Source organism: Moorena producens 3L, from assembly GCF_000211815.1.
Lineage (GTDB): Bacteria > Cyanobacteriota > Cyanobacteriia > Cyanobacteriales > Coleofasciculaceae > Moorena > Moorena producens.
Window position 1 is genome coordinate 26,203 of sequence record NZ_GL890945.1, and the last position, 24,900, is coordinate 51,102.

Annotated in this window: 17 protein-coding genes and 2 pseudogenes; 10 read left to right on the top strand and 9 right to left on the bottom strand. The window is 40.9% G+C overall.

Annotation, left to right across the window (positions count from 1 at the left end; all coding sequences use genetic code 11):
- The first annotated feature begins 210 nt into the window (after positions 1–210).
- Both pntB and LYNGBM3L_RS21840 read left to right on the top strand, forming a co-directional pair.
- Positions 211–1,674: a Re/Si-specific NAD(P)(+) transhydrogenase subunit beta gene (pntB, locus tag LYNGBM3L_RS21835; protein ID WP_009148794.1), complete on the top strand. Its 1,464-nt coding sequence runs from the start codon at positions 211–213 to the stop codon at positions 1,672–1,674.
- Positions 1,675–1,892: 218 nt separating this feature from the next.
- Entirely contained in the window at positions 1,893–2,711 is an 819-nt protein-coding gene (locus tag LYNGBM3L_RS21840) for a tetratricopeptide repeat protein (RefSeq protein WP_009148796.1), read from the top strand.
- Positions 2,712–2,809: 98 nt separating this feature from the next.
- Here the strand turns inward: LYNGBM3L_RS21840 and LYNGBM3L_RS21845 are convergent, their stop codons facing one another.
- From LYNGBM3L_RS21845 to LYNGBM3L_RS21860, 4 genes are all read right to left on the bottom strand, one after another.
- Positions 2,810–4,342 carry a serine/threonine-protein kinase gene (locus tag LYNGBM3L_RS21845; RefSeq protein WP_009148798.1) on the bottom strand — a complete coding sequence of 511 codons (1,533 nt, stop codon included), beginning with the start codon at positions 4,340–4,342 and terminating at the stop codon, positions 2,810–2,812.
- Positions 4,343–4,578: 236 nt separating this feature from the next.
- The gene (locus tag LYNGBM3L_RS21850) at positions 4,579–5,025 is read right to left on the bottom strand and encodes a hypothetical protein (protein ID WP_009148800.1); all 447 of its coding nucleotides are present in this window, start codon (positions 5,023–5,025) and stop codon (positions 4,579–4,581) included.
- 310 nt (positions 5,026–5,335) lie between these two features.
- Positions 5,336–6,820, bottom strand: coding sequence for an anhydro-N-acetylmuramic acid kinase (locus LYNGBM3L_RS38740; RefSeq protein ID WP_009148802.1), 1,485 nt, complete (start codon positions 6,818–6,820; stop codon positions 5,336–5,338).
- 496 nt (positions 6,821–7,316) lie between these two features.
- Entirely contained in the window at positions 7,317–8,447 is a 1,131-nt protein-coding gene (locus LYNGBM3L_RS21860; RefSeq protein WP_009148806.1) for an amidohydrolase family protein, read from the bottom strand.
- Between the two features lie 268 nt (positions 8,448–8,715).
- On the opposite strand from LYNGBM3L_RS21860, the gene LYNGBM3L_RS21865 reads away from it, so the two are divergent.
- A complete protein-coding gene (locus LYNGBM3L_RS21865) occupies positions 8,716–9,444 on the top strand; it encodes a tetratricopeptide repeat protein (RefSeq protein WP_009148809.1) in 729 nt (242 codons plus the stop codon).
- 21 nt (positions 9,445–9,465) lie between these two features.
- Here the strand turns inward: LYNGBM3L_RS21865 and LYNGBM3L_RS50505 are convergent.
- From LYNGBM3L_RS50505 to LYNGBM3L_RS36960, 4 genes and pseudogenes are all read right to left on the bottom strand, one after another.
- Positions 9,466–9,621 (bottom strand): annotated as a pseudogene (locus LYNGBM3L_RS50505) (RNA-guided endonuclease TnpB family protein); the annotation flags it as partial.
- A 76-nt stretch (positions 9,622–9,697) separates the two neighbouring features.
- On the bottom strand, positions 9,698–11,209 hold the full coding sequence (locus LYNGBM3L_RS21870) for a reverse transcriptase domain-containing protein (RefSeq protein ID WP_009148815.1): 1,512 nt from the start codon (positions 11,207–11,209) through the stop codon (positions 9,698–9,700).
- A gap of 543 nt (positions 11,210–11,752) precedes the next feature.
- Positions 11,753–12,856 carry an RNA-guided endonuclease InsQ/TnpB family protein gene (locus LYNGBM3L_RS21875; RefSeq protein ID WP_009148818.1) on the bottom strand — a complete coding sequence of 368 codons (1,104 nt, stop codon included), beginning with the start codon at positions 12,854–12,856 and terminating at the stop codon, positions 11,753–11,755.
- Entirely contained in the window at positions 12,813–13,301 is a 489-nt protein-coding gene (locus tag LYNGBM3L_RS36960; RefSeq protein WP_009148821.1) for an IS607 family transposase, read from the bottom strand. Before LYNGBM3L_RS36960 ends, LYNGBM3L_RS21875 begins: the two co-directional genes overlap by 44 nt.
- Before the next feature lie 533 nt (positions 13,302–13,834).
- On the opposite strand from LYNGBM3L_RS36960, the gene LYNGBM3L_RS44080 reads away from it, so the two are divergent.
- The 6 genes from LYNGBM3L_RS44080 (at position 13,835) to LYNGBM3L_RS21900 (ending at position 23,234) form a co-directional block, all read left to right on the top strand.
- Positions 13,835–13,981 (top strand): hypothetical protein, encoded by a 147-nt coding sequence (locus tag LYNGBM3L_RS44080; RefSeq protein WP_154659877.1) that lies wholly within the window; start codon positions 13,835–13,837, stop codon positions 13,979–13,981.
- A 356-nt stretch (positions 13,982–14,337) separates the two neighbouring features.
- A complete protein-coding gene (locus tag LYNGBM3L_RS21880) occupies positions 14,338–16,359 on the top strand; it encodes a hypothetical protein (RefSeq protein ID WP_009148824.1) in 2,022 nt (673 codons plus the stop codon).
- 46 nt (positions 16,360–16,405) lie between these two features.
- Positions 16,406–16,888 (top strand): hypothetical protein, encoded by a 483-nt coding sequence (locus LYNGBM3L_RS21885; RefSeq protein WP_009148827.1) that lies wholly within the window; start codon positions 16,406–16,408, stop codon positions 16,886–16,888.
- Between the two features lie 77 nt (positions 16,889–16,965).
- Positions 16,966–19,470: an Hsp70 family protein gene (locus LYNGBM3L_RS21890; protein ID WP_009148830.1), complete on the top strand. Its 2,505-nt coding sequence runs from the start codon at positions 16,966–16,968 to the stop codon at positions 19,468–19,470.
- Positions 19,471–19,545: 75 nt separating this feature from the next.
- Complete coding sequence (locus LYNGBM3L_RS44085; RefSeq protein WP_009148832.1) at positions 19,546–22,257, top strand: hypothetical protein; 2,712 nt, start codon at positions 19,546–19,548, stop codon at positions 22,255–22,257.
- The gene (locus LYNGBM3L_RS21900; RefSeq protein WP_075873633.1) at positions 22,254–23,234 is read left to right on the top strand and encodes a hypothetical protein; all 981 of its coding nucleotides are present in this window, start codon (positions 22,254–22,256) and stop codon (positions 23,232–23,234) included. Before LYNGBM3L_RS44085 ends, LYNGBM3L_RS21900 begins: the two co-directional genes overlap by 4 nt.
- Here the strand turns inward: LYNGBM3L_RS21900 and LYNGBM3L_RS38745 are convergent.
- Positions 23,224–24,362, bottom strand: a pseudogene (locus LYNGBM3L_RS38745) (IS630 family transposase). The gene LYNGBM3L_RS21900 and the pseudogene LYNGBM3L_RS38745 sit on opposite strands and share 11 nt — an antisense overlap.
- Before the next feature lie 47 nt (positions 24,363–24,409).
- Between LYNGBM3L_RS38745 and LYNGBM3L_RS38750 the strand changes: the two are divergent.
- Positions 24,410–24,832 (top strand): peptidoglycan-binding domain-containing protein, encoded by a 423-nt coding sequence (locus LYNGBM3L_RS38750; protein WP_009148841.1) that lies wholly within the window; start codon positions 24,410–24,412, stop codon positions 24,830–24,832.
- Positions 24,833–24,900 lie beyond the last annotated feature (68 nt).

The window sequence follows — 24,900 nt, forward strand, 5'->3', positions numbered from 1 at the left end:
ACAACATTCAACCAACTAACCTTCAACCTTCAACCAACTAACCTTCAACCAANTAACCTTCAACCAACTAACCTTCAACCTTCAACCAACTAACCTTCAACCAACTAACCTTCAACCTTCAACCAACTAACCTTCAACCAACTAACCTACCCTTCGGGAACGCCAAGGGCGAACAACATTCAAGTTGAACACCATAAAACTAAGGAGACTATGTCAAATAATCTGTTGACAGTTGCCTATATTGCAGCTAGCGCTTTGTTCATTCTCAGCCTGGGGGGATTGTCTAACCAGGAAAGCGCCCGTAAAGGCAATATTTACGGCATTCTTGGGATGCTGATTGCCTTTGTTGCCACTGCCCTAAGTAGCGATGTAACGGCATACCTCACTCTGGGAGGGATGATTCTACCAGGAGTGATAATTGGTGCGATCGTGGCATCTCGGGTAGCCATGACCTCCATGCCAGAACTGGTAGCAATTCTCCATAGTTTTGTCGGTCTTGCAGCTGTACTGGTGGGTATTGCCAATTACCTGCAAGGGGAGGAATCCCTAACGGGTGCAGAAGTAACTATTCACCAGTTAGAAATTTATATTGGTGTGTTCATTGCAGCAATTACCTTCACCGGTTCAGTGATAGCCTTTGGGAAACTACGAGCTATCATCAGCAGCAAACCCCTAATGTTACCAGCACGCCACGTACTCAATCTGGCTATGCTTGGGGCTGTGATCGGGCTGGGTTACCAGTTCATGACAGCAGAGGGGACGACTGGTCTGCAACCCCTGTTGATTATGGCTGCGATCGCATCAGTTTTAGGCATCCACTTAGTAGCTGCTATTGGGGGTGCTGATATGCCAGTGGTCATCTCCATGCTCAATAGTTATTCCGGATGGGCCGCTGCAGCAGCAGGCTTTATGCTGTCCAATGACCTGTTAATTATCACTGGTGCCCTAGTAGGTAGTAGTGGTGCTATCCTCAGCTACATCATGTGCCGAGCCATGAACCGTTCCTTCTTCAGCGTGATTTTAGGAGGCTTCGGCGAAGGTGCAGGAACTACAGCTAAAGCTAAAGGTGGTGATCAGCCCGAAGGTCAAGTCACCGAGACCACAGTAGAAGATACCGTAGAGCTGCTACAAGGGGCCAAGAGTGTTATCATTGTTCCCGGTTACGGTATGGCAGTAGCTCAGGCTCAGCATCCCGTGTCCGATATTACCAAGATTTTGAGGAATGCCGGTATCAATGTTCGCTTTGGCATTCATCCAGTCGCTGGACGATTACCAGGACACATGAACGTGCTGCTGGCTGAAGCAAATGTGCCTTATGATATCGTTCTAGAAATGGATGAGATTAACGAGGACTTCCCAGAAACCGATGTAGTACTAGTGATTGGCGCTAATGATACCGTTAACCCTAGTGCCATGGAAGACCCCAGTAGCCCAATTGCTGGCATGCCAGTCTTAGAGGTTTGGAAAGCTGGTACCGTGGTGGTGATGAAACGGGGAATGTCCAGTGGCTATGCTGGCGTTGGCAATCCCTTGTTCTTCAAAGAAAACACCAATATGCTCTTCGGTGATGCCAAGACTAACGTTAGCGCTATCCTAGGCAAGCTCGTAGAATCTAGCCGGGACAGTGCAGCATCCAGCTCAGGAAAAGTCTTAGCTACATCCTCTGCGGGCTGAGTAAGGGTTAGAGGGGAATGACACCCTCGTTAAGGCTCAAACCTTGACTTGATGTCGAGTGTGGCGGAAGGTAGGAGTGTGGGAAGAGAGGGGATATTTTCTGGTAAAAATTCCCTGCTATTCTCCCCTCCTTCTTCTTACTCTTGCCTATCTTTGTAAGCATGAGCTAAATACTTACATTTTATCTTTCATTTCACAGGATAACGGAAATAATTGATATGGGTTTTTCTGTAGACGTTACTAGCAGCAACTACGCCACTGAAGTTTTAGAAAAGTCTTTTGAGAAGCCTGTATTAGTAGACTTCTTTGCTACCTGGTGTGGCCCCTGTCAACTGCTCAAACCAACTTTAGAGAAACTAGCTAAAGAATATGACTTTGTATTAGCAAAAGTTGATATTGACCGCAACCAAGACTTAGCGAACAACTTTAAAATTGAGGGAGTACCCGATGTCAGAATTGTCACCAATGGTGATATTATTCCTGGTTTTGTGGGGGTTTTACCAGAGATTCAGTTGCGGGAAATGTTGGCTAGGTTAAATCTGAAGTCTGAGCTAGACATTGGACTAGAAGAAGCTCGGGTTGCCATGGCAACTCAGGATATATCCCGAGCCAAACAGCTGTTTGAGCAGCTAATTGCCAAGTATCCAGAGAATCAAAGTTTAGTCATTGAAGTTGCCAATTTTTTGGTTCATATTAATGAGCCAGAACAGGCAACCACAGTGTTAGAAACCATTGGATACAATGATCGAGAATACTTCCCTAGAGCTCAGGCAGTTAGAGCATTGATTCAATTTAAGCAGCAGGCTAATCCTATTGGGGAAAGTCAATTAGATCAGTTATTTGCTCAGGCATCTCGGTTAGTTGTAGAGGGAGAATATGAAGCAGCACTCAAAATATTTTTAGAAATTGTCAGTAAACATCGTAACTATAGAGATGATGGTGCAAGAAAATCCATGATTGCGGTGTTTGATGTGCTCGGTAATGACCATCCCCTGACGAAAAAGTATCAGCGGGAGTTGATGCTATCCCTATATTAGTTTTGGCTGACGGTTTAATAGGTAAAATCGAAAATAGAAAAAAAATAAATATCTTTTAAAGTAACCAATTGCCAGGAACCAATTGCCAGGAACAAGTTTTAACCTGAGATATCAGTAGGGTAATCTGTATGAGCAGCTTCTAACTTCATTAAAATCTTCGGCTTCAGCTTTTCAAACTCTTGTTTAAGTATTCGTTTGCTCAACATTCCTTGATTAGTTGATTTTATTGTCTTAGACGTATTCGCCCAATCAATGAATAGCTGGCGTTGGGCAGGAGCAATGGTTGAGGTCATTACATTAGCACAGTATTCTGGTTGTGATTTGGCAAAAAACAAAATACGGTAATATCCAGTATCTCCCAAAAGTCTGATTATGTTCTGACCCTGATTTGTTTTGAGGTCTAAGTAGCAAGGAAACCAACAAGCACCGTGGTAGCGATTATGCACTGCGGTAATCCATAGCACCATTGGATGAGGTACCATCACATACAAGAATTGGTTGTAGCGTGTACTAACCTGACGGTTCTCAATCTCTTCTTTAGTAAGCATCACCCAGAGGGTAGGAAAGGTTGTGCTAGTGGTACGAATTATCTTAGGAAAGACAATAGATGCTTTAGGCTTGTCATCGGGCCAGGAGGTTCGCCGAGAAACATCATTCCCTGATACGGGAAGTATTTCTGTTGCCTTACTCAGAGGCTTCTCGGATAGTATTGTTTGAATCCGATTACCCAGATAGCGACCGCGATCATGACCTTCGTTTAATGAATCCAATGCTCGTAGGATAATCCCGACATTTTGAGGACGATCAGATACCTCTTTCGCTATACAGGTCATGATTAGGTTCTCTAGGGACTTCGGCAGCTTTAGCTTGGGGTTAATCGATCCAAAGGATTTAGGTGGGCTGAAGTGATGAGCTTTGTACCAACTACCAAAGGAATGATCTTCTGGAAGAATGGGCATGTGACCAGTTAACATCTCAAACATCATCACCCCGAGACTATAGATATCAGAGCGTTTATCTAGTTCCTTTCCCTCCATTTGTTCCGGTGAACAATAGGCTAGAGTACCCATAAAAGAATGGGTTTGAGAACCATCAAACTGAAGAAGCTTAGCAATGCCAAAGTCAAGGATTTTGATCAGTTCACCGAAGGAGGAATCTTCGACAACGAGAATGTTACTGGGTTTAATATCACGATGCACAATTGGAGTGAGTGTGCCTTTAAATACAATGCCTTGGTGAGCACATTGTAATCCCAGACAAATTTGGCGGGTAATATGCAAAAATCGGGGTAAGGATAGGGTTTTAGTGTGAATTATTTGGCTTAAATTTCCCCCTGCCAAGTATTCCATGACGTAGAAGGAAATATCGTTTTCATCTATGCCATAGTCCCTAACTCGCACGATGTGATTGCTTTTCTCACCAAGCAAAGCGCAAATCGTTGCTTCCCGCTCAAAGCGATCGCGCATTTTTTGGTTCAATAATGTATGGGAGAGAAACTTGACGGCAACCGTTACACCTCCGAGGAGCATATCTTTGGCTTGATACACTTGACCCATAGCACCTTTGCCGATCAACTTGACCAGTTGATAGCGATTGGCGAGTAGACGACCTTTGTTAGGGTCTGTGATCATAAGTTCTTTGGTGAGGTCTGGAAACTAACGTGTTCATGAATCATTAGTCTCTAGTCATCGCTAATTGGTCATTGGTCATTGGTCTTTTGTTAATACCAGGAGACTTAATGTGGATCACAAAGGACTAAGGACAAAACTGACTAAGGACAAAACTGACTAAGGACTAAGGAAGATGAACTCAATAGCAACGGTCACAGGCGTACTGCTTTTAAAACTTCCTTAATTCCAGAATACTTCTATTGTGGCTGACGTTCCAAAGTTGCTTCCATTGTGCTATTGAGATAATGACCTGCCATAATGCTACTGGAGAGGTAGTATATATTTTCATTACGTTGATACCGGGTTTCAAAACCACTGCGTCGTTGGCGATCCCCTAATACCCAATACCGTTGCACAATGGATTCTGGAGCCACCCATCCTTCTCCCTCGACACGACCTAGGAGGCTGTGCTGTAAGACAAAGGTATACTTGGGCTCGCCAGTATCGAGACGCCCTAGATACTGGCAAGAGATATCCTCCCGTTCACTATTGGGAAAAACCAGTCTTGTGACCATAGTAAACCAGTTTTCCCGACTCCAGGTAACCATAGTCCCACCTCTGACTACAATTAATTTTCCATTGCGTTCCAGCCAATTGCCCCGAAGTGTCCAGCGTCCTTCCTCCAATAAAAAGGTGTGAGCCACAGTGTTACTCTTTATCTGTTACTGAATATTACCCTCTCATTCCCCACTCATTCTAGCTGCTATACCTAAGGTTGTGGGGTTTACCCCCTCAGGTTATCCCATTGGCAAACTTCCACGAGTAGCCCAACTGCTACGGAGCAACAGACAAACTAGTTAAACTCTCCCCCAGACTCACCCACGGGGGATTCTAAGCTGATATGGCAAGAGCAGCTGATTAACTGCATTTCACAACGCTTACGATCCCTGTCTTGATGCAATAGCGAGTGGGGGGGACCCCCAAGACCGCGCTGCATCGCTAAAATACTGAGTTTTAGGATGACTGGTGTTGCGATCTCGGAGAATAGAGGTTTCCTAAACATACAGCCTCTGAAGCACCGGTTACTTGAGGTAGATTGCCGGGAATACCCAGGTTACGCCAATGAGCCAAAACAGCAAATGCGATCGCTTCTTTAAAATCCCGACTTAACCCAACCTGGTCAGTGGTTAATACTGGCACCGAATCTAGTCTAATTTGCAGCCGTTGCTTCAAGTATAGATTGCTTGCCCCTCCACCACACAATAGTACTTGGTCTGGCATTTGAGGCAAGAAGTTGCGATAGCTCTCAACAATAGAGGCAACAGTTAGTTCTGTGAGTGTTGCCAGGAAATCAGCAGGAGCAAGGTTATAGGCTTCACTTTCTACCAAACACTGCTTGAGATAATCTCGACTAAACAACTCCCGTCCGGTAGATTTTGGTGGCGGTATCTTGAAGAACTCTTGAGCAAGCCACTGTTCGACCAGAGCCTCACAGGGAGTGCCACTCGCTGCCCACTCTCCATTGTAATCATAGGTTTTTCTACCGTTGGTAAAATACTCGACAGCCAGATCTAACAGGGCATTCCCCGGACCAGTATCCCAGCCATATACCTGTTCCAACCAGTTCCCTTCACTAACTGGCAAGTAAGTAACATTACTAATACCACCAATATTTTGGATACATCGGTTATGGGTGGATGAGCGGAGCAAACAAGCATCTATCTTAGGAACCAGAGGCGCACCTTCTCCCCCAGCAGCAATGTCAGCCACACGGAAATTGCTGATGGTCTTGATACCGGTAATCTCAGCAATCACCTCTCCCCGTCCTAGTTGAAGGCTATATCCCAGAGTCGTTACAGGTTGTTCGGGTAGCGTGGCCTTTTGGCCAAGGTTAGCAGGTTGAAGGTTAGCAGGTTGAAGGTTAGCAGGTTGAAGGTTAGTAGGTTGAAGGTTAGCAGGTTGAAGGTTAGCAGGTTGAAGGTTAGTAGGTTGAAGGTTAGCAGGTTGAAGGTTAGCAGGTTGAAGGTTAGCAGGTTGAAGGTTATCAGGTTGTTCGCCTTTGGCGTTCGAGTAGGGTAGGTTAGCAGGTTGCAGGTTGTCTGGAAAACTTTCAACTTTCAACCTGTCAACTTTCAACTCGGATGAACCTTGGCCAATAGGCCACGCTACCCGAACAACATTAACCCCTAATGGTCGATGGTATACTGTTTGACCATGGGAGCCAATTAACTCAGCGGGGGGATGACCACTCCCAATTGCCAATGCTGCTTGGGCAAATTGAAATGCGATCGCATCATCCAATGCTGCCAATGCTGCCATGGATAGGGGACTTCCAGCACAGACAGCTAGAATTTTTTCCCTGAGTTCAGTGGGGTAGCCATAGGTAGCACCAGCCAGTAGCTCAATCTTTAAATCTAAGTCTGAGCCAGAAATTTCTACTAGTGCAGCATCGATGCCATCTACAGATGTACCGCTCATTAAGCCAATTACACGGGTCATCTTAAAATTGTGTTGGGTTAAGGTAAGCTAAAAATACCAATATAGGAGAGATACTGCAACTTATGGGTAATGGATGTAACGGATAGGAGGAGAGGGAACATAAAAACAGGTTTATTTTTCGCCTTATGTTAGCTACTGACTAGTAATTAATGTTTAGTTAGTCTATCGTTAACTATTTATTGTTTATTTCTAATATTACCACCTAACAATAACAAAACCCCTAAGACTTTAAGCGCAGGAATCAAAATAACTTGCTAATAACTTTAGCTGAGCTATCTTAAGATTTGGGTAATTGTTGAATGTTGGCAGAAAGTGCAGCAAAAAAACCCTAAGCCCGAAGGAACGGCTCAGGGTGGTAATTAAATTTCATCTACTTCTTTTAACTCCACCATTCCTGCCACTGTCTCCGGAAAACAGAAACTCGAATCCTCCTTTTCCTCTTCCCGTCTTACCCTGCACCGAAGCGCTAGCGCGTCTATGGGCTTTTGCGGTTTCATCAAGAACCATTAGCCCCATAAAGCACACGAGCATTATCACACAAAATCCCCATAGCAACCGACTCCGCCTCCTTAGCAGTCAAATCCCCATCGTGAATCGCTCCCTCCAAAACCTGTGCCAATACTATCCGTGCCCACTTGGCTCCCAAGTAATATAATTCCGGGATATTGTGAGCATCAGAAGAATACATCAGTTTACTGGTTGGCACAAATTCCAATAACTGCTGCACTACGTTACGCATCCCAGCTACACTTAAAAAAGGCACCGCTAACCCGAAATCTAAATACACCTGAGGATAGACCGCTGCTAGATAACCAGCTTCTTGGGTATAGGGATAAGACCCATGCAGCAGGACAATCGGAGCGTTACGGAAGCGTTGGTCTTCCAAAAGCGAACGCATATAAACTGGATTAGCCAGCGGCAAGTCTAAATCTGGGTCACCAAACCCTGTATGAAACTGCACAGGTAGTCCATGTTTAGCCGCCATCTCTAGCGCTTGGGTAATCAAAAAATCAATTAAAGGCTTATCTACCAGCCGCAGGGGTTTTCCCCTCAAGACCTCTTGCTTGAAGGAATCAAAACATTCCTTAGCTACCTCCTGTGGTATCTGTTGGATATCCAAACCTGTACGATAGGCAGCAATACTCTTGAAGCCTACCACTCCTGGTGGTGGTGGGTCAATGTTGTAGCGGAAATGGTCTAGGAAGGTAGCAAAGTCATCTATCTCACGGATGAGATTTTCTGCTAGATATTCCAAACGAAGGATGTGCTTTACTGGCAGAAATTGTTCATGCCATTCTCTAGGAAGAATCTTATTTGGCAGAAAACCATCATCTAAGAAAATTGCTTCTAGTTGAGATGATTTAAAACACTGCTGGGTTAGTTTTTTTAATCCCAATTGCTGGCGACGTTCAAGAATTGCCTCTTCCTCTGGTTCACACTCTAAGAGTTGGGAAATATCCCGAAGGCTTCGTTTGTAGAAAAGGCTGTGACGGGCATGATGATTAATCATCTCAGGGTCATAGGCTTCACTGAAGAAGGCAGGATAGGGATAATTAGCAGCAGCTTCAGGAGTTAGCAGGTTGTGAGCGTGTTGGTCAATAGCGTTGATAGTCCACAGGTTAATCATTTCAGATGATTAGATGCTAGAGATAATTGTCTGGTAGTTAACGTAAAAAAAAGTTTATTGAACTACGAAGGCAGGAAGTACCCGAAGACGCCTAGGGTCTGTTTGGAGGATTGGTAGCGATCGCTTTAGTTGTTGGTGGGGTAAACCATTTGGATGGTGATACCTCTAACTGTGTATTTGGTAACTGTGTCTTTGCTAAGATTGCTGGTAATATTATGACTGTAATCCCTGATTTTAAGTCAACTAGAATACTGCTTAACCACCAAACATGAAAAATTTACCGTTTCAAGTAGTAGTATCCCTAGCTACTTTGATCACGACAAGTATGGCTAGTGCTAATGCTCAAACTGTCGTTGCTCAGATGGATTTTGACCACCGTAACGCCTCGACAGAGAAAGTTGCTGCACAAGGGAGAATGATCAATGAGTTGTGGCAACAAGCCAGTCAGTTACGAGGAATTGGTAAGTATAGTGAAGAGATAACGATACGGTCGCAGATTGTAAAACTTCAGCCAGACTCTTTCTTAGCTTGGTATTGGCGAGGGGATACGTTGAGTAGCTTGGGCCAGTACGAAGCCGCGATCGCTTCCTATGATCAAGCGATTAAAATTAAGCCCAATTACCTTTTAGCGTGGTTTGAGAAAGGCAAGGCAAACCATAAACTAAAACGATACGATGCGGTGATTACGGCCTGGAAGCAAGCAGTTTCAATTCAAGCCACATCAGAATTTGAACAGCAGTTGGTACAGACAATTATTCCCAAAAAAATTGCCAGTGTGCTGCTTTATGATTTGAAACGGTATTCTGAGGCGATCGCATTCTACAACCAAGTACTGGAAGTGGATGCCAAAGCTGCTTCAATTTGGATTGACCGAGGCACAGCTTTTTATCAACTCGGTCGATATCAAAAAGCAATCACCGATTTTGACAAGGCGATTCAACTTGATGCTCAAAACTCTTTGGCTTGGAAACAGCGAGGATTTGCCGATACTTTTTAGCTGCCAAAATCTTCCAAAAAGTCAATCCTGGCTCACTAATGCAAGCTGATTTCTCAGCCAGGGGGTATCTCCCAAGGCTCGCAGAAATATACCACGAGCGCCATTGATGTCTCGATCCATAGATCGACCATCAATTTTTGATTTAATAATTTTACTTCCGCCGATGTTGACCAACTGTTAGAGTCGATGTCCCCTATTAAGGGGAGCATCTCTCCTACAAATCCGTACGTGCGACTTTCGTTGCATACGGCTCCTAAGTATCTTTTTGGCTGCTGTGTATGTATTGGTGGCAGCTCTGGTGAACCGCCATTAAATTCTTTGGTTTCCAATTGTCGTGGTTTCCATCTAGGTGATGAAGGTGTACAGATTCGTTGCCTATTAACTTGTGACCACAATGTCCACAGCAATGGTTTTGCTTCTTCAAGGCTTTGGAAGTAGCATTATCGTAGAGTCCAGAGTTCCTTTGGCTCCAGTACACCAAGTCTCCGTCATAGGGGGACTTGGTGCCCCTGACTTTAATATGCTTGTTTTCCTTATATTTCACCGCCGGGAATGCTTTCTTTACTAATCTTTCGGATTCGTATCGATTGATTTTCTTCTCTTTTCTGAATTTCTCTTCTGTTCTCTTTGCAGTGAACCACAGAGAGTTTCGGGAGCCGTCCATCTTGCAATTCCGGTGGTAATTTCTCCAGCCCCTTATTATGGGAGCTAATTTTTCAGCCTTTATTTTTGCACCATAGTTCGAGCTGTTGGCCACGGCTTTAATCTTCTTTTTGATGGTTCTTAGGTTTTCCGCTGAGGGAATACTTCGGAACTTTCCATTTTTCTGGACTCGGAAGTTCCAGCCCAGGAAGTCAAAACCGTCTGTCGAGTGAGTTATTTTGGTCTTTTCTTCGCTGATTTCCATTCCGCGTTCAGTTAAGAATTCCTTGACCTTTTTTAACACCTTTTGAGCGTCTTCGTTAGGTTTCAGGAATATTACCATGTCATCCGCGTAGCGGATTGATTGGTGTAGGCTTTCAATTCCATTTAGTGCCACGTTGGCTAAGAGTGGGCTGACCACACCTCCTTGGGGTGTTCCTTGCTCCGTGAATTCCGGACTGACGCCCGCTTTTAAACATCTAAAAATCCCCTGTTTTATGGATGCCGGTGCTAACAGTCTATCCATTATGGAGCTGTGTGATATGCGGTCAAAACACTTTTTGATGTCTAGTTCTATGACCCTTTTTGTGATGCCGTTGCAACTTGAGTTCAGGTTATTGAACACGTGTTTTTGGGCATCGTGCGCACTTCGTCCAGTCCTAAACCCGTAACTCCGGGCGTGAAAGGTAGCTTCGTGTGCAGGTTCTAGGGCGTATTTCACTAGACATTGCCATGCTCTATCAGCGATTGTCGGGATTTTCAGCATTCGCGTTTTCCCGTTCTTCTTGGCTATCGGGACTTCCCGTAGTCCAGTATGTTTCCAGTCGGAGCCATATTGGTTCAATAGCTCAAGTAGCTCTAATCTCTGCCGGTATGTGAGGGATGACTTACCATCAATGCCGGGGGTTTTCTTACCCTTGTTGAGCTGTGTTACTTGACGGATGGCCAGTAGTTGTGCTGAGCGGGATTTCATTATCAGTTTCTGTAGAGACCTGGCTTTTCTCAGGTTTCCAGCTTGAACTGCTTTATATAAACGTCTTTGTAGGCGAAAAAGGTTTTGGCGAAGTTTCTTCCACTGTTGCCCTTTCCAAAGGTCACTAGCTTTTTTGCTGTGTCTACCCATGCTCTTCTCCAAAGTCTATATACTTGATACCCGTGACCAGTTTTCGGTCACATCCTACCCGGCAGGAGGGATTAAGTTTGACATAACTTACTAGGGTTTCGACCGTTCCTTAGACCTCGTGTTGCTGCCGTTTTTACTCGTTCCATCTATTAGATTGTTGTGGTGATTTAGGTCAGTCCAATTTGCCCATCCTCCTCTCGGAGATTACAGCTATTCTGGAGAAGACGCTGTGAGAGTAGAGGATACATTCCATATTGGTTTTTCAGGTTATGGTAGGCTGGTAGGACATTTTTCTAGGACTTGTTTAACCATGTCACCTCCCCTTTAGCGCCAGTGTTGTTACCTGCTTCTTTTCAACTGATTGCGCCCTGGTGCCAGCTTCACTCTGTAGGGATGTCGCCCTGCTCGGTGTGGCCAGATAGGGAGTCACTTATCTCTTCAAGGGGCGGGTTTTCACCGCCATCCAATAGATAGTTAGAAATCTTTTGAGGGTGTTACCCTCACGATTCCCCTTACTCATACCCCTCTAGTTTCTAGAGGCTCCTAGTAAGAACGAGCCGCACCCCCAGTCCAGCTGACAGTTTTACTCGTATAGGCTTCGCAGACGTCTATCACCATCTTTCCTGACTCTTGGGCTTTGTGCTTGAGAAATTCTTTGAAACGGTAATGAGCGAAAGAGAGCATATTGCGAACTGTTTTTGATCTAAGTTTGCGATCACTTTTTCTCGACATCTGAGAAGTCTCAAAGGTGGGAAGCAAAATTACATCAAAATTGTCAACTATAAATCTGGCAGCTTTGTGATGGATCTCGTTCACTAAGTTTTGAATCCTGATCACCATCCGCCTGGAAGCTTTTCTCATTCGACGCTTCTGGCCACCTTTGGCTTTGCTTATTTTTGAAATCAGATTATCCAGGTGTTGACATAAGCGTTGAATTTGAGAAAAATCACCATTGCCAATTTTTCCGACAGAAGTTTCACTAAAGAATGTCAAGAAAGTCCTAACTCCAGGATCCAAAGCAACTACTCTACCTTGGTTTTCGGCTTTAACGTTAGTCACTTTGTGGGGGACTACAAGGTAGTAGTCCCCATTAGTACTGGTCAATCGACAGTCACAGATATTATCAGGCAGGCTCTCGGCAAAGGTTAATTCCCCTAGTTTTGTATGATAGATCCCCTTGTCTGAAACTGCTGATTTAGGAATATAGCAAGACTGGACAGGATTCTTTCGAGATCTAAATCGAACTCGGTTAATTTGCTTAGTCTTTTTGTACTTTTTTTTAGCTTCCCTGACAGCGGTGCAGGCATCCTTAATCGCTATCGATTTAATTTGATAAGGTACTGCCTTGCACCACTCTGGAAGGTCATTTAATATCCCTGTTTTAATAGCCTTCCAGTTGGCTTTAACTTCTCCATTCTGGAGTATTTTGACGGTCTTATTGAAAACATAGCGGGACACTCCGAACCATTGACGAACAATAGACCGCTGTTCAGCATTGAGGAATATCCGAATCTTTTTTGATTTTTGCCCCGTATTTTCTGAGCCCGTGGACGCGACAATAGAAGAGGTGAATGATGGAGAGAAGATCTGCTGTAAGTTCTGATCAAAGACAACTTTTAGGTTGGTCGAGAACCAAGATTTTTCCACCGTTGATACTGACCAGGTGCTCAAAGAGTTCAAACCCGAATCGGGTAAGTCTGTCTCTACAGGCAACAACAATCGTGAGCTGATCTCCTCGCATAAGCCGCTCCAGTATGGTCTTAAGTCCCTTCCTTTTGTAGTTGAGACCTGAGCCGATGTCTTTGATGATTTCGGCTTGTGGGAAAAGGGAATGCATATAGGCGATTTGTCGGACAAGGTCGTCTTTTTGCTTGCTGGAGCTGACTCGGCAGTAGCAAATTGTGCTTGCAACCCGAACAGTTCTATCATCTGTAGATCTACGTCCGAAAGTGAGCAAGCTTTCGGGATCAAAGAGTCTTGTTCCTCCTGGAGTTTTTTCGCACCTGATCGTTCCATCATCCGCGTATTTCCTCAATGTGTTCTTGGAGAGTCCCGTAAGTTCGACCGCCTTACGGAGTGGTATTAGTGCCATGTTTTTATCTTGGCATATTTTGGTAGATATTGTAAGATATTATGTGTGCATTTTGGTTAACTGTCACGAGCCTCCTTCTAGAAAGTCATTATTTCATAGATTGGGCCAGGACTGTTCTACCCGAATAACAAGCTTTCTCTATTACAAAATTTACATTTTGTAGTATATTATGCTGTGTTGAGGCATTTGTTTAAACAGAGCTTGATGAGCAGACAATTGCCTAATTAATCAATTAATTAATCACGCTTGGGTTATCCGACATCGGGTAGCCTAACCCTCCAAGGGTTGGAACTAGTGAATGTGACACAAGGAGGAGTTTGTAACATTACTTAATATCCTGTGTCTAGTTCTACTCCAAGGATGGGGTAAATGAATTAAGTAGAAATGATATTGACTAGAAATTATATTGTATGCTATATTGCCAATGAGCTTGAAAAAATATAAGCTAAAATCTTTTTCAGGGTAAACGCATCTTATTTTCAAATGCCTACTGGATATGATATTCAAGCGATAAGTTTTTATACTTATTAGTTTTGAAATATCTGTTAGGTGCGCTTTCTGTTGGCGAATTTAATTCGCCACGGGTAGCACCTCTTGATGCAGTTGCTCATGGGGAAAACCCCCATGACACCACTGCATTGCTTCTGAGTAAGGCTTCTAAAAAGATGGGTTTGCCCTGAATTTTTTTGACTAAATGGCATTGTTTGTGGGAGCAGGTCAATTTTGTAAGAACACTTGAAGTACAGTGTTTTCGGGGCTTCAGTAGCAGTGATGAGTTATTTTAGTACATTTGTTCTGCGAATTTGACATCCTCCCTTGTTTGTTGGATAGGAGTTGAATTTAATTCAACTCCAGCTATATCGTTTATTTGTAATTCAGCCTAGTAGTTTACTACAACAAGTATGACAGGTTAATTATTTCTATAACCCTTAGATAATACGAGTCAGTTTAGATATAAATTACTTGTCAAAACGTCTATGGTAAAGTACTAGGTTCAAGTGCTTAAAGGATGCTGATAACTCTACCACTTTTACTAATGCTGCTTGTCACCATAGCCCTGGGTAGCAAGATATTCTTCCAGAGAAAATATGAGCAATGGTGGAAAGGACTTTCTCGCCAGGAGAAATGGTCATACATTAAAAAAGGAAAGCTACCTTCCTTAATAGAATTTGTGAAAAGTGACTTGGGAAAGTTACCGGAACCGGAACAGATTCTGGAAGATGCTGAATATGAGTCAATCTTTCTAAGCCTCTTAGAAGGTGTATCCACTGGATGGCAGAAAGCTGAGATTGAAGATTTTTTTGCTAAACAGCCAGTAAGTATTGATCAGTCTACATTTCAGTCGTGGCTACGCAAGTTTTGTCGTCGCCTTATGAAAGCACCTCAAGGAAACATTGAAGTTGCTCAGCGCATGATTAGCTTTGGTGAGATTGGGGATTGGCAGCTTGGAAGGATATCTAAGGAGTTTGGCGAAAAAATTTTAACCGCATCAAGGCGAGACACAGTTGTTGTATATGTTAATCCCTTTACACTACTTGGCTTAGATCCTGAAAAATACAATACTGTAGAAGATATATCTGCTACTAAAATTCGCCCACAGAAGAAAAGGTTTTTAGCAAAGCTAAAAATTAACGACAATCAGTTTGAATTGAAAGAAGGCTTTAAGATCAAGCAGGCAGAAGCATATTTGGAAGATCTTCGAGATGAGCAGAATAAAAAATTCCACTTTATTATATTTAAGGACAAAAAGCTACATGACTTTCTAACTTTCGGAGATTTTCAATTTTTTGAGCAATATGTTTCTAAACCTGATTACCAGGATGAAGAATTCCGGGGATTCATTGGAAAATACTTTGCTCGACAGTATGGGAATAAACTTGATGAAGCGATACGCTTTAAGGATTTAGGTTCCATTAAGAGTTTGTTCTCAATAGAACTCTTAGTTCTTCCAGAGCATTATCAAATCTGTTTTGGTCGATCCTATGAATTTTTAGAAAGCTGCTGTAATGCTCTGAAGGAGATTGCTGATTTTGGTATAGATCCTAAACACTTTGATGAAAAAGAGCTTTTGGCGAAGATCCAAGAAGTTCTGGATATTGAGTTAGTGAATTCAATTAATCATCCCTTCTTTTTGATAGCTAAAGATCGGATATCTCAATGTCTTATTAAAATAGGATTCAAACTATGTCGCTTGCCAACATCTGAGCATATTGAATATGAGTTTTTGGTGGAATATTCTCTGAAAGTTATTGACTTAGCCTCTAAATTAAAGGTCTCGGAAAATGCCAGCAAGAGGGTAAAAGAGATTAAAGATAAGATTATTGAGGATAAAGGCAAAAGTAAAGACCGTAAGCTAAATTTAAATCTTTATTTAAATGCTTCTCATCCACTTGAAATTACAGATGATTACATTAGATATGGAAGAACAGTCTGGGATCTAGAAAGTATTGAAGCTATTAAGTTAGTTCCTTTTGGATACAACTCGCAACTTCGTACTTGTTCTTTTTTGAATAATCAGGGACAACAGATTTCCTTTACACCGATGATGGATGATCTAAACTATGAAGATGAATTAAGGAAAAAACTAGACTTTTCCTTAATAAAAATTATGGACAATATTACAGAAAAAATTATGGTGAAAATTAATACAGGAACAGTTGTAGAGATTGGAAATTGTCGTTTATATAGTCAAAGAATTTATTTTAAAGACTCCACATTTTTCTGCAAATACCATGACTTTACTCTAATTAGTTCAGATGATTATCCTAATTTAGTACTTGTCACAACAAACAAAAAGTATATAAATATATTTTTAGAAAACAAGGAAAATTTTGAAAATTATATCAAGTATGATAACAAGTTTAGGGATAAAGAACTAAGTATAGAACAGTATAAAAAAAGAATAGATCCTTATATTTTATCTAGAATCAAATCGGGAGTAATTAGTCTTAGAGATAGAGGAGCATTAATCGATACTGAGAAGGAATGGAATGGTGTACTGATTAGGGATGTGTTGAGGTTTCAGGAATTGATGATTACTGGAAAGATGTCAAGATAAGTTTGACTAAAAATTAAAATGGTTCAATAAAATATTGCAGTCTACCATGGAAAATAAATTAATTACCGAACAACTACAGCCCGATTTTTCTTCAGCCTTGTATCAAGTCTTTGAAATTGAGAAAAAGCTGAAAAAACTGACTACAGAACATACAATTCATAGAAATGTAGAAAAGCTCAAAGACTACTTTCAATCCTTGGGATGGTTTTATGAAATTCCCAAAGGGACGTATAATGAAACCCGGACTGACTGTGATGCTCATATCTCTAGTGATTCCCCTGAAGAATTGGTAATTTCTGAGGTGATCAAGCCAACGATTCGATACCGGGAGAATGAATCCTCTCCATCACGTATTGTTCGTCGAGCAACTGTTATTGTGGAATCTAAAGGGATCCAAGAAGAAGCTAGGGAAAAAATTAGCGAAAAACCTAGCATGATTCCCTCAAATATGAATATTTGTAAATTTATTAAAGAACAGTTTTCTCGTCTTAAGTTAAGATTTACAGGCAATGATGTCAGCTCTAAATAATTTTAGAGGATTTGTATATCAATACAAATCACTATTTCATAGTTAGGTATTATTCACAAATTCAAGGAGATAACCGGATGGCACACACAATCAATATTGGGATTGACTTGGGAACGACAAATTCTGCAATTGCTAAGTTCTCTAAAGGAAAAGTAGATGTATTTTCTAATCCCACAGTTCACGGAAAGAGAACACTACCATCCGTTGTGGGATTCAAGAAAAATAAAATATTCGTTGGAGATAAGGCAAAAGAGTATTGGAAAAAATATCCTGAGAATGTAGTTGCTTTCTTCAAACGTAAGATGGGAACTGATGAAGAGTTTCTAATTGAGGATCTCCAAGGATCTAAAACACCCGTCGATCTATCTGCTGAAGTTCTAAAGGAATTAAAGACGTTCGTTAGAACCGGAGAAGTAGTTGATGCAGCAGTGATTACTGTACCGGCTTCTTTTGATACCAATCAGTCTCAGGCTACAGAGAATGCTGCTCATCAGGCTGGAATTCAGCAAGTGTTTTTGCTTCAGGAACCTATTGCTGCCAGCATAGCCTATGCCAATCAGGAGAAAGGAGTAGAGTTTGATGAGCAAAAATGGCTAGTTTATGACTTGGGGGGTGGAACCTTTGATGTTGCCCTTCTGGAGGTGGGTGATGAAGAAATGATAGTTCTTGGTAACAAAGGTAATAACTTTTTAGGGGGAGCTGATTTTGACAACCTTATTGTTGATAAAATTCTGATTTATTCTATAGAAAAGCAGTTGGGTATCAGTGGTTTATTAGGTGAAGTGAAGAGCAAAAGCAGTAAGTATAATTCTCTTTACTTCAAACTTTTGCTGAAAGCGGAAGAAGCTAAGATTGCCCTCTCTTCCATGGAATATTATGACCTAGAGATTGAGGAAATTGAAGACGATAAGGGTGAAGAGCATGATCTGGAAGTAACAATTACACGCTCTCAGTTTGAAGAGTTAATCCAGCCTTATATTGATGAGACAATTGCTTTAATTAAATCATTGCTACAGAGCAAGTCTCTCAGTTCATCGGATCTCAAGTTTGTATTGATGGTGGGGGGATCTACTTACATCCCCTATGTGCGTCAACGCCTAGAAGAATCATTACAGATACCGGTAAATTTGGATGTTGATCCTACAACGGTTGTAGCAGAGGGAGCTGCATTGTTTGCTGCAACTAAACCGAGAAAGATAGAGGAAAATTCATCAAAGTCTTCTCCCAGTGGATTAGCACTAAGGATGGAATACCCCCATGTGTCTCGTGATTTGGAGGAGTTTCTTGAAGCAAGAGTAGAAGGGGCTTTAGAGGGTCTTTATTACCGGATTTTGAGAGCCGATGGAGGTTTTGATTCCGGGCTGAAACCCCTACAACGAGAGATTGAAGAAGACTTACCTCTGGTTGAGCAAGAGCAGAATATCTTTGAATTCAAGATTTTTGATAGTCATGGTAATGCAGTTCCCATTGATAACAACACAATTCAAATTTATCAAGGGATAACCACTGTTAGGGGACAAACCCTACCCCATGACATTTGTATTGAGATTGAGGATGAGAATTCTAAACAGACACGGTGTCAAGCTATTCTCAGAGAAAATAGCACTCTTCCCCAAAAACAGGACTATGAGGTGCAAGTGTCCAGGTTGGTGCGCCATGGCACAGATGATGAAATCCGAATCAATATCCTAGAGGGACCAGAAGATGCATTACCTCAAGCCAATCAGACCATTGGCTATTTAGTCTTAAAGGGCACTCGGTTTACCAGGAATATTCCAGCAGGAACTACGATTGAGATCACAATTGAAATGTCTGAGTCTCGGACCTTAAAGCTATCTGTTTATATTCCCTTGGTTGATCAGGAATTTAAGGAAGTGTTTGAGCCGAAGCAGCGTAGTGTGTCCTTAAACCAACTGAAGTCCGAGGTGCAGAATTTGTCCTCTAAAATTTCCAGTGAAATTGTGGAGGCTCAACAAAGGAATGAACAGGTTGTGGTGCAAGAACTCAAGGAAAAACGGGAGCAGGTTGATGAAATTAGCGCTAAGTTGCTAACCGTCAAGGCGGACGATGTGACGGATATACGCTATCAGTTAGAAGATGACAAGCGAAAGGTAGCCCAAGAGGTGGATAGCTTGACTCGTGATAAGTATATTTCTGCTGCAATTCAGAAGTATCAGGAGGCAAAGAGATTTTGCTGCCGTACTATTGAGGACAGTGGCTCTGAGGCTGATAAACGAACCTTGAATCAACTGCTGCAACAAGAGGAAGGGGTGCTGAAGTCTGGGAGTGTATCTAGGATTAATGCTACGACTGAGCAATTGAATCAACTGGGTGTGACGGCACAGATGAAAAGCCCGACATTCCATCTTAGTCTGTTTGCACACTTAGTAGATCAGACAGAAGATTTTGTTGATCCTGCTGAGGCTATAAAACTGTTGAATTTGGGAGCTAAGTATTTTGAGAGTCGTAATGTTGAGAAGTTGGAGCAGGTTAACTTGGCATTGCTCAATCTTCTGCCTCCTGATAAGAAGAGTAAAGTAACTGGAATGAGTGGAGGTACAAATATTCGGAAGTCACAATAGATAATTGTTTGAGTATTAAAATGACAATTCTAAATTATTAATTAACAATGTTATCAAGCTAGGTAGAATTAAAACATGAGTGAAAATAAAGAAGAGTTCAGCTTTGTCGATCAGCTTTGGGGCTTTGTTAAGGGAGCAGGAAATGGTGCGATTGAAGGGGTGATTGGAACATATGATTTGACGACGGATTTATTAGGTACTTCATGGTATTTAACTGGTGGATGGTATTTTAACCCTGAAAAAGCACACCAAAGGTGGGATAGCACTAAGGCCTTTGCAAATCAGACAGGTGATTTTGTTAGTGATGTATGGTATGTGACTGGTGGCCAAGTTACAAATCCGCAAAAAGCCAATAAAGCAGAAGAGAACTTTGGTAAACGATTTGATGCTCTTGCTGCACCATACCGTAAAGATTGGGAGGAGGGTAATTATGGAGAAGCGATTGGTCGTGGAGCTGTTGAACTATTCGGAACAAAAGGTATTGGAAAAGTTGCCAAGGCTGGCTCAAATCTAGAATTGCCCTCAGTATTACAGCGATCACCTGCTAAAGTTGCTGCTAGAGAACAAAAACGTTCAATTGAATATGGTAATGTTGATAAGCTGAGTAATAAAGACGTTTCAAATGTAACTGTTCTACAATTATCTCCAATACCTAGTGATAAACCTGATGGTAACTGGTTTCGTATAGTCTCGAATCAGGAAGAACTGGAAAAAATTAAAACTGGTACAGCCAGAGACTTTTCTGAATTGGTTCAAATCTCCCCTGGCTATAACCCAGATGCACCTTGGCATGGCACGTATAAGACAAATGCAAAAGTTTTCAATTATGATGGTCTTTTGGCTTCTGGTAAAGCATTAGAAAATCAACAATATGGCCCCGGGGGAGGAAATCAAGTTTATATTCTTAACAAACATCTTAAAAACCTCAGTCCTCAAGGTTCTTTTGAGCTGACAGATAATCTTGCTGACCATAAAATTATTGATAACAGGAATAAGATCGAAACTGAAAAAGCAAAGATTGAAGAAGATATTCGCAATATAAATCGTAAATTGAGTGCCTTTGATACAACTATTAAAACTGGAGTAGTATATGACAGACTAAATCATGATGATGAAGATTCATTTCTGGAACAAACGACCACTGAAACTATTGTCTACCAAAACCCTGAAAACCTGGCAGATAGTCAAACAGCCAAATGGGCGACTCGATCTATTACTCTTGAGGATGGAACAGTTGTAGAAGTTAAGGTAGATATTGAGACCGAAGAGATGCTAGGGATTCTTGATAAAGTAGAGCAAACAATTCAAGACCATGGTTTCCTAAATACTCACCCAACACTAGATACTCCCCTCCAAGATCGATCTTCGATTCAAGATCAAGAAAATCAACAAACCCCTATCATTCCTGAAGAATCCAAAAAAGATCCTGACAAACAATCTTACGACACAACCAATCCCGCTACTACTGATGTCTCTGTTGCTAATTTAGAACAAATTACCACAGAAAATATTATCTCCCCAAACCCTGAGGAACTGGCAGATAGTCAAACAGCAAAATGGGAGATTCGACACATTCTTAAAAATGGAAAGCTTGTACAAGCTAAAGTAGACATAGATAGTGAAGAGATTCTAGAGATTCTTGATCAGACAGACCCAACAACTCCAAACTCAGTCACACCAGCACTACAGGTTCACTCAACTCCAACAACAGAGTCAGACACAACAGAAAACAATCAAACCCCAGAAGCAGCAACCACTCTAGAAACTGCATACAAAATAATGCCGAATGGACGTTTGCTTGAAGTGACTACTGATACCAGAGATAACATCCAAGCAGAAGGAGACATTGTCAATGCCATAGACCAAGATACCCCAACCATAATGGATCATCAAGGTCAAGGTGTAGCCGTTGATGAGTTGATATCAATCCCTTTCTCAGATTTTAATTCTTCACTTACTAATTCATATCCATCAGAAAATCAATCACAAACCCAAGAGCCTGTAGAACAGCAGGCGGATCAAGCAGTCGAGCCAAACTACTCCTACAAAATACTACCTAATGGTCTTCTTGTTCCAAATGTACCTGATTTCCCAGATGTATCTGATACCAATGACCACAGCCAAATTGAGCAGACAGTAGATAGTCTTTATTCTGATGCTGAAGTGAATGGTAATTCCCTCCTGACACAAGAGACTTCTACAAACTCAAGCCACTATAATACACAGTCACCAAGTGATATTGATGCTGCTTGGGATGAAATTATGGCAAAACTTGAATCAGATCCAGAAGTCCCACCACCGATTTCAGAGATGAATTGGGAACACTCTGATCCATTTTCAGCCATCTTTAATTCTTCTGATCAATATGATGACCCATCAGCTGATCCCCTAGCTCAGGGACTTAACGAATTAAACTTTGATCACTCAAGTGGGATCCAGCAACCATCCTTTGCACCCGTAGAAGATAACTCATCATTTAACGATCCCAAGGATTCCCTTGAGGCACTGATTAATGAATCTTTTGAACGGGTTGAAGAAAGAATTAAACAAGAAGAGCAAGCAGCTTCTGGCTCAGGATTTTATTCAAGTGACCCCTATGACTCTAATTTTGATGAACATATTCCAGTTTCAACTATCGATGAAACTTCTACTTACGAAACTCCAACCTATGATGAACCGACGAGTTATGAATCCAGCTATGATTACGGAAATTATAATGATTCCTATGATTCCTATGATTCCTATGATTCCTATGATTCCTATGATTCCTATGATAACTATTCGTGACTCTATGGATGATTTACTTTTTTTTAAATTTAAGTTTAACTTCAATAGATAAAAATATATTTTTTTTAATTATATTAAGGGCTTATATAAGTCCTCTTTATCCAAAAATCAGTTTGAAGGAGACATACAGTTATGGAAATTATGAAAAAATATTTCCTTATGATACAGAAAAGTTTATTCATCTTTTAATCCTATCAATTTATATAATTTTTCCTTGGCTACTAATTTCCCTAGTTAAAGTTCCCTTTGGGGATAAGGTGATTATTAAGTCTCTGGTTTTTATCGCTATTTATCTATTGGCGAGTATTCCTTGTTTTATCAAAATCAAAAATAAAGTGAATTACGATGTTCAGTTTGCTAATGCTTTTATTGTCATTGCAGTATTAGGGATGTTCCCTATCGTTTCAGTAATAGTGGCTGCCAACTCTATCTCTGAAACGATGATCTCTCAGTTCAGTAGCGATAGAAATACTAGTCTGATAATTGCTGGCTTATTATTTATGCTATCAGCCTATGGACTAACAATAGAATATAAAAACATAAGCGAGCTTTTTAATGAAGTTTTTGAAGAACTTTTCTCGCTTTTAAGGGATTTCATAAATCATGGTATTATTTCTATAATACTAGTAGTTGTATCGATGATTGGAATCCGTATAGCTGAAATCAATCCAATTCTTGGTGCTATTCTGTTTATTTTGGGTATTGGTGTTTCAATCATAACGCTGGGTATAAGTTTTTTTGCTATTAGTCAATTTTTAAAGCTGATAGTTTGTTCGATATTCTTGGTTATTACGTTTATTCCAGGTTTAATTGCATCCTTAATATTTGTTGGTGCTAGCCATACAATAGGTAATCTCCAACGTATTAGCAGCATCTTTTTTCCAAACGAAAAAAATTGGAAGCCGTTCATTTCTATCGATGATGCTTTGAAAAATAATTCCATACCGTTATTAAGCTGTTGCGCATTTAAACTGTGATAACAGCATTGCCTTTGTTTTTTATTTTTCGTACCCATTTTATAATTAACCCTCCTTCATTTAAAAGATGATTTAACAAACATTCTAATTCTTCAATTGATTTGAAAACTCGATTGGCAATATATTCTTTTGCTGAATGCCAAACCAATTCAATTAAGTTATAATCAGGACTATACTCGGGAAGATATTCTAAATAAATATTCGGCATATCTTCTTCTATTTTATGAATATATTCGGCTTTTTTGTGAAAACTAGCATTGTCTAAAATAATGACGATTTTCGGTCCTTTATTAGCAAAGTCTTCTAGTTGATTACCCGCTTCCATCCATTCATTTTCTAGCTCTTTATAAAAGGTTTTTAAAACTTCATAAAAAGTTTGACTATTGCTTTTTTTGAGGAAATCTACAAATCTTTTTTTCTCTGAATATCGCAAAGCTCCCATCACATTAACTCTCCCTTGCCTTTCGGGCAAAGCCCGACGCTGCGCGAACGGTCTCCTCTAACTTTTTTTCGCTTTCCTCTTTTACACCAGTTTTTTCTTCTGATGACTCTCAAACTAAATCCGCTTTCATCCCAAAACCATACCTGAAGACGCTCTGGGCTTTCTTTTTCTATTTTTAAATACTCATCTAGTTTCTTTTTAAATGCTTCCCTTTTTTTAGGGTCTTTTTTAGAATCTAAGCTATACTTTGACCAAAGGTAAACATATTTTTTCTTGACTAGTATCCTACGAACTTGAGACCCACTTAACTTGATGCCTGTTGTATCTTCTAAATGAACGGCTAATTTTTGAGCTGTCCATCGACCAAATTCATATCCTAATTCTTCGGGTTCTTTTTCGACTAATTCTAATAATACTTCTATATATTGTTTTGTTGCTTTTTGGTGATTGCCTTTCATTCTTTTATCTTTAAGACTCTCTAAGTCATCTGGATCTCCGTGGACACACCAATAACAGACTGTGTTCTTTGAACAACCCAAAACTTCAGCAATTTCTAACTGTGTTTTTCCACTATTCAACAACAGCAAAATTAAAATACGTTCTCTAATATTTCCATTTTCTTCTATTTTTAAGGCTTTTTGAAGTATTGTTTTTTGCTCTTGTGTCAGATATTTTTTTGCTGGCATATTTCCTATTATTGGGTTATTTATTAATTTTTATTATACCAATTTAAATGCCGAACAGCTTAGCTATCTCCCTAACATTATCTACGCTATTGTATGGTTTATCAATTTATACTTTAGCCTCTCAAGAAGCTTTAATTACTAGCCTATCGGTGAAGGTACTAGCTCCGATTTTAAACAGTAAAAAATCTACACTGAAATCACCTGAAAGCGATATTTGCCAAGAAGTCACAGCCCTGGAAAATGCGCCTACCTTAAGGCCAGGGCAACAGGGTGATAAAGTTCGTATTTTGCAAAAGCTACTCCTGAAAAAATATGGTTATCGGCAGAAGCAGGTTCCCTTGGATGGAACATACAATGATGGAACTGTAGCAGCAATTAAAAAATTTCAGCTAAAAAATAGCTTGAGTGCTGATGGGATTGTTGGTCCTCAAACATGGAAGTTATTAGTGGAGCAAAGTGGCTGCTTATAGATGAAAAGGTCTAGATTAGTATTCAGGTATCAGGCGTGAAGCTGATACCTGAGGGCTGAATCCTCACG